The 6,295-nt window shown below is 40.6% G+C and carries 8 protein-coding genes and 1 tRNA gene; 2 read left to right on the top strand and 7 right to left on the bottom strand.

The window, feature by feature from the left end; all coding sequences use genetic code 11:
* Window positions 1–252: 252 nt before the first annotated feature.
* The 3 genes from PF479_RS17795 to PF479_RS17785 form a co-directional block, all read right to left on the bottom strand.
* Complete coding sequence (locus tag PF479_RS17795) at window positions 253–459, bottom strand: hypothetical protein (protein ID WP_298009484.1); 207 nt, start codon at window positions 457–459, stop codon at window positions 253–255.
* A 74-nt stretch (window positions 460–533) separates the two neighbouring features.
* Complete coding sequence (locus PF479_RS17790) at window positions 534–788, bottom strand: hypothetical protein (RefSeq protein ID WP_298009481.1); 255 nt, start codon at window positions 786–788, stop codon at window positions 534–536.
* A 314-nt stretch (window positions 789–1,102) separates the two neighbouring features.
* Window positions 1,103–1,186: transfer RNA gene (locus tag PF479_RS17785), tRNA-Leu, on the bottom strand.
* A 200-nt stretch (window positions 1,187–1,386) separates the two neighbouring features.
* Between PF479_RS17785 and PF479_RS17780 the strand changes: the two genes are divergently transcribed.
* Both PF479_RS17780 and PF479_RS17775 read left to right on the top strand, forming a co-directional pair.
* A complete protein-coding gene (locus tag PF479_RS17780; protein WP_298009478.1) occupies window positions 1,387–2,379 on the top strand; it encodes a class II fructose-bisphosphate aldolase in 993 nt (330 codons plus the stop codon).
* 90 nt (window positions 2,380–2,469) lie between these two features.
* Window positions 2,470–3,261: a TatD family hydrolase gene (locus PF479_RS17775; protein WP_298009476.1), complete on the top strand. Its 792-nt coding sequence runs from the start codon at window positions 2,470–2,472 to the stop codon at window positions 3,259–3,261.
* A gap of 52 nt (window positions 3,262–3,313) precedes the next feature.
* Here PF479_RS17775 and PF479_RS17770 read toward each other — a convergent pair whose 3' ends face one another.
* The 4 genes from PF479_RS17770 to PF479_RS17755 all read right to left on the bottom strand — a co-directional run.
* On the bottom strand, window positions 3,314–4,021 hold the full coding sequence (locus PF479_RS17770; protein ID WP_298009473.1) for a flagellar filament outer layer protein FlaA: 708 nt from the start codon (window positions 4,019–4,021) through the stop codon (window positions 3,314–3,316).
* Window positions 4,022–4,024: 3 nt separating this feature from the next.
* The gene (locus tag PF479_RS17765; protein WP_298009471.1) at window positions 4,025–4,804 is read right to left on the bottom strand and encodes a flagellar filament outer layer protein FlaA; all 780 of its coding nucleotides are present in this window, start codon (window positions 4,802–4,804) and stop codon (window positions 4,025–4,027) included.
* A gap of 139 nt (window positions 4,805–4,943) precedes the next feature.
* Window positions 4,944–5,795 carry a hypothetical protein gene (locus PF479_RS17760; protein WP_298009468.1) on the bottom strand — a complete coding sequence of 284 codons (852 nt, stop codon included), beginning with the start codon at window positions 5,793–5,795 and terminating at the stop codon, window positions 4,944–4,946.
* 16 nt (window positions 5,796–5,811) lie between these two features.
* On the bottom strand, window positions 5,812–6,295 hold a 484-nt coding region (locus PF479_RS17755), incomplete at its 5' end, for a hypothetical protein (protein WP_298009465.1).

Raw genomic sequence — 6,295 nt, 5'->3', positions numbered from 1 at the left:
TATGCCTAAGACTATCTTGTCATATTCCGGACTGTACTGGGTCCTATCTCTCAGATCAACCTTTGCCCTTTTTGCAGATAGCTTAAAATGTTTCAGAGAGGTTTCAACTTTAATACCCTCTGTATTAGTAGCCGGAAAAATCAGACTATCAATATTTGTATCTGTCTGTTCCAGATACTCCTCAAGTAGTTGAACTGTGAGATCCTCGAAGAGACCCAATTTATATGACTTCCCAGATTTACTGGTCTTAATTTAATCCTTATATTTCCCCGTCACAGTATCAATTGAGCCTGTTGTATAAATACCACCCACAGAGCTGTAATATGCACTCCTGGTCAATCCTGCTACTTCTCCGGGGCGAAAACCTGTATCTCTCATAATAAAAAAGAAAACAGTCCATTTAAGACCTTGCCAGATACGTAGAAGCTCTTCCTTATCTGATGGAAAGAGTTTCTCCATTTCCACATCATCAAAGTGCTGCCGTTCCCGATTCTCCTCACTGATTTCCTCTACAGAGGCCGCTACGTTGTCTTTTATATAACCCCGGTACTTTCTTCCTCCAGGACAATTCTAAAGGCATGGAGCACCTTATTCTTGGCATTGTCAGATAGTTCTTTCTTTGTCCGGACTGAAACCAGGTCCAGGAACCAGTTATCAATATCTTCAGTAGAAATACTGCTGATAAGACGACCGCCGAACTCTTCAAGGATATAGTTATCAAGTCTCCCCAGATGAGCATTGAAATAGTCAGATGCATAGGTCTTCTTTTTCCGTTTGAGACGCTTCATCCAAAACTCATTACCAGGGACAAAGAAGCCATCAGAGAACTGTTTAAATGTGGGAATTTCCTTCCTGACCTGTCCGGCCGCATCTCTATTTGATTCAGCCCAGCGAATGGCATCATCCCAATTATTGCATCCAATTGTAGGGTGTATGAGTAAACATAACATAAAGACTTATTTTACGATCCAAGAATCTGTAAGGCTGTTTCATATAAGAAAATTTCTACACGAACAGCGGTTTGTCAAAACTTTTGCATACAAACCCTAAAACAAAAAAGGCTAATTTGTTATATTACAACAAATTAGCCTTCTCAAGTTTGTGCCGGTGACCGGACTTGAACCGGTACGGGCTTGCGCCCACGAGATTTTAAGTCTCGGGTGTCTACCAATTCCACCACACCGGCAACACCATGGCTATATTACATGTCTGAACAGGCTTGGTCAATCATTTTTGAACAGAATTATAGGCAGCGTTTCAATATGATTCCAAAAGGCCCATTTTTTGAAACAGTAAGGATTTATTGGGCTCTTCCCTTGACAGAATTTTTACTGATGCCTATATTTTACCCATACAAATGGACCTTTACTTTCGAAGGAGTAAATAATGACTAGTTATAAAGATCTTGGATTATCTAATACAAGAGAAATGTTTAAAAAAGCTGTAGCCGGCGGATACGCAATTCCCGCATACAACTTCACCAACATGGAGCAGATGCAGGCAATCATTCAGGCTTGTGTTGAAACAAAATCACCCGTAATTTTGCAGGTATCGTCCGGTGCCCGTAAATATGCCAATGCAACTCTTCTGAGAAACATGGCAAAAGGTGCTGTAGAGTATGCGAAGGAACTCGGTTATGAGATTCCTATTGCACTGCACCTGGATCATGGTGATACTTTTGAACTGTGTAAAGACTGTATTGACAATGGATTCTCTTCAGTAATGATAGACGCTTCACATCACTCTTTCGAAGAGAATGTTGCTCTTACTAAAAAAGTAGTAGAGTATGCTCATAAGTTCGATGTATCTGTTGAGGCAGAACTCGGAGTTCTTGCAGGTGTTGAAGATGATGTAGTGGCTGAAAAGTCTACATACACCAGACCTGCAGAAGTAGAAGAATTTGTAAAGAAAACCAATGTAGATTCACTGGCTATCTCTATCGGAACTTCTCACGGAGCCAATAAGTTCACTCCCGCTCAGTGTACCAGAAATGCCGACGGCGTTCTTATTCCCCCTCCCCTGCGTTTCGATATCCTTGAAGAAATTGAAAAAAGAATCCCCGGATTCCCCATCGTTCTTCACGGGTCATCTTCTGTTCCTGCAGCTGAGATTGCAATTATCAATGCCAATGGCGGAAAAATGAAAGATTCTGTAGGTATACCCGAAGAGCAGCTGAGAAGAGCGACAAAATCTGCTGTATGTAAAATTAACATTGACTCAGATGGTCGTATTGTTATGACCGCCGCTGTCAGAAAAGTTTTTGCTGATAAACCCGAAGAGTTTGACCCCAGAAAATATCTTGGTCCTGCCAGAGATGCTCTGAAAGAAATGTACAAGGGTAAAAATGAAAATGTTCTGGGATCTGCCGGTAAGGCCTAGTCCGAACATTTGATAATTATTGAATCCCTGCTTCGGCAGGGTTTTTTTTACGGCGGTTCATAAACCGCAGATCATATACGGTGGGGTGGAATGGATATCAACATACAAAAAATGATGACTGACAGTCATTTCCATATTCTTGAAATGAAACGCAAAGGGATGGATCTGAAGGAAGTCTTTAAAATTCTTAAAGACAATGAAGCCGGAATCGTCCTGGATGCCGGAGTCAGTCTCAGCAATTTTGAAGAACGTCTGGGATGGCGGAATTCTTATGAAGATCTTTACTTTGCAGCAGGAATACATCCAAATATTCCCTCTTCTGAGTGGCCCGATGGATTCAGGGAGACATTGAAAAGACAGGTCAGTCATCCTTTTGTCAAGGCCATTGGGGAAACCGGTCTGGATTTTTTCAGAGAGTATTCTAATGAAGAAGATCAGTTTACCCTCCTAAATCTTCATTATGAACTGTCTCAAGAGTCGGGAAAGGCTTTAATTTTTCATATTAGAAATGCAGAAGATGCCATGAAAAAATGGATAAAACAGAGGGATTTTAAGACTCGCGGCGTCCTTCATTGCTTCCCTGGTGATTTTGAACTGGCTGAAATAGCATTAGAAAAGGGGTTTTACATTTCTTATGCCGGAAATGTTACCTTTAAAAATGCAGGTAAAATTAGAGAATCCCTCAATCTGGTGCCTCTGGACAGACTCCTTGTTGAAACGGATGCTCCCTATCTTTCACCACACCCTAAAAGAGGCCGGGAGAATCATCCAGGTTTGATTGGTTACACTTATGAGGTTATTGCAGAAGAGAAGAAGGTTTCAATTGAAGAGCTTATCCAAAGAGTGGATATGAATCTGAAATCATTCCTGAAATTAAACTAAAAAAGGGCTGATCCTATGAATCAGCCCTGATATATCTTAAAAAAAGTTTAAATCACCAGGCATCAATGAGATCATCTTCATCCCGGCTTTCTTCTGCGAACAGGTCTGAAACCGCTCTCAGGTCATCCAGGTAGATATAGTAGTTTCCATAGGTTTCATCCAGGTCACAAAGGATATTGAATCCCTCAATTGTAATCCCCATGTTATTTAAATAATGGTAATCACGCTGAACAATGGAAGGAGGAACAGCTACAGTAACTTTTTTCCAGCCGACAAAATTCAGTTTACCCATATTGATATAGGCCCTATTTCCGAAGTGATCGGAGATTTCAAGCTGAAGAACATGGTTTGTATTTCGACCGGCAACCCAGATTGAGATGGGTTTAGCAATACCTTCAACAGGAAGAGGTCTTATGGGACGGATTGAAAAAGTACTCATACTTCTTCTGTAAAAAGAAACTTTGGCACCAACGACATATACATCCGGTTCATCAATCCCGGATTCTGTTTCACCCTCGATAGGTTCTTTATCAATGGGAGAAGCATCAAAACGCCGCAACTGCATAACACCTTCATCCCCGGGCATAGTTCCATACCAGAAACCTGCATCTTCCATCTTAGAAATAGAGATCTCTTTCAACTTCTGCTGGGCAGAACTGATTCCAATCTCAGCCGGATTTGGGTCACCCGCATTCTGGGCAAAGACAATGCCTGTGAGGGCAAGAGTCAATATCATGGTTAATAAAATAGTTTTCTTCATTGATTATTCTCCTCCCCAGATTTCTGCAATCTTATCAGGTGCAGTCAATCCGAAACCATCGTAGAAACTTTCATGTTTGTCTGTCAGAACCTTGATATTATCAAGGTAGACATAAAAATTGTCTACTTTTTCTGTAGGATGTGTGTACACCACAATTTTAGTCATTCTCAAACCTTTGTGTTCCGGCTTGTAAACAACAGACTGTCTGATGTAACTGGGTATATCCAGATACATATTCTTCCAACCGACAAAGTTAATGCTTCCAGCATTTCTTTTAGAATCAGACTGGATCAGATCCAATCTGTAGGCTAAACCTTGAAAATCAATGAAATGCATTTCAATGCTATATTTGAAATTGGAACCCCAGACCCAAAGGTCAACAGTTTTAATTCTTCCCGGCAAGTCCAGTGGTTTTGAAACCCAATTATCTCCCTCTCCCACACCGGGAATCAGTTCAATCTGGTTATACCCCATTCTATTAAATCTGCTATTCACACCAACAACCTGCAGCTCGTCAGCATTTTCAGGATCTGGTCCAAAAAGGTCATCAGGCCATTCGTTTGCGACGTAGGCCATCCGGGGAAAACCTTCTGTTGAGAATTTACTTCCCTTCACCTGCCAATTAATAGCAGACCCGTCAGCATACGTAGAAACACCTGGACCATCAAAACTTTCAACAACAATAGATTCCAGCTTGAGAGTTTTCTCATCAGCGAACAGGAAACCTGTACTAAGAGTCAACAGCACCATTAAGCCTGAAATCAACAGGCAGCTACGTCTCATTCTAAACTCCTTATTAATTATAAAAGAAAAATTTATTTTTATTACAATTGAATTATATTTCTCAGGGGATTTCGTGTCAAACCATTTTTTGGTTTTTATTCCCCATGTAAAATAAAATTATTCACCATAAAATAAGCATTTACTTCCTGATAAAGATATTTTCAATTTCTCTAATATCTCCCGGAGAATCATATATCAATGACTGAACACTCCCTTTCAGTAGATTTTTGTAATCCGGTGTTATAATCCCGGCAGTCCCCGAAGGGAGTACTGGATTATCCGGAATAGTCAGGATCAAGCTAATATTCTCATGCCTGGGCAGAGTATTCAGCAATTCAGGAAACGCCGGGGGACAAGCAGCAAGAACGAGTACTGCCTGTGTATCAAAATCAAATCGCCTGAAAAACTCATCAAGCCGGCTTTCTCTGTCTCCACTGGATGAACTGAGGACCATCCAGTTCTCTGTCAGGATATGCCTGTCATCCTGACTCCAGGTAGAGAGCAGGGTTTCTCGCCTCTCCGCATAGATTCCAGGGTCTTCCCAAAATAGAATCAGGGGTAATTTACCCTGCTCTATCCATTGATCATATAGATAAGAACCAACCTCGGTTAATGAATCCAGATCAGAACTTAGGATCTGTGAAAAGCCAGGATACCTGATGTCACGGGATCCCCCAATTAAAACAGCCCTCATTCCTTGTGGAAGATCTAATCCATAGTAGCTGATGTAAGAGGTTACCAGGGCTTGGTAACGGTGGCTGTTCAGTTTTTCCTGGACTAGTTCTTTGTAACTCTCTGTTGAAGCATACTCTATAAATTCAGGAATAAATCCCTTTATAAGAAAAAAAAGCCTTTTCCTAAGAGGATATAATGAAATCTCATGGGAAGCGAACTGGTCAAATATGGGATCTGATAGAACAAGAACACGCTGAGGATGACAAGAAAGAAAGAGAAAAAGAAGGGTGAAAAGAAGAAAAAAGCGTAATTTCACTCCCGTTCCGGTCTTCTCAACTGATGTTTCCACGTGATTCCATCAAGTAGAGAGAAAGTGATGCAGCCCCGGTCAACAGAAACAGGATATAAAACAGAAAAGAATAGTTCAGTAAATTGAGAGTTGGTAAAAAATTCAAAATCCAGGGCAGTAAAAAATAGGTTAAAATGTAAAATAATTTGAAATTCGGTCTGGTTTCGTGCAAATAACGCACTAAAAGGACTGAAAAAAGGAGCAGTTGAAAAAGCCTCAATAAAGGATTGAGTATGGCATCATAAGGAATCATTGCCCCACGCATCACAATGGATTCACTCAATGCAAACATAAAATAGTAGCCACAGAACCAGGCAGTCAGTTCCCTCAAGGGAATGCCATTATATGATTTTTTTCTGAATGCAAAAAACAACAAAACAATGAGAGGATAAATGATGAATCCATCCTTATTGAAAAAGCTGAATACATAAACACCGAGAGGACTCCAGTTCAGAGAAAAATAAACA

Origin of the sequence: Oceanispirochaeta sp., assembly GCF_027859075.1 — a bacterium.
Taxonomy (GTDB): domain Bacteria; phylum Spirochaetota; class Spirochaetia; order DSM-2461; family DSM-2461; genus Oceanispirochaeta.
This window is presented reverse-complemented; position numbering and strand designations above follow the sequence as displayed.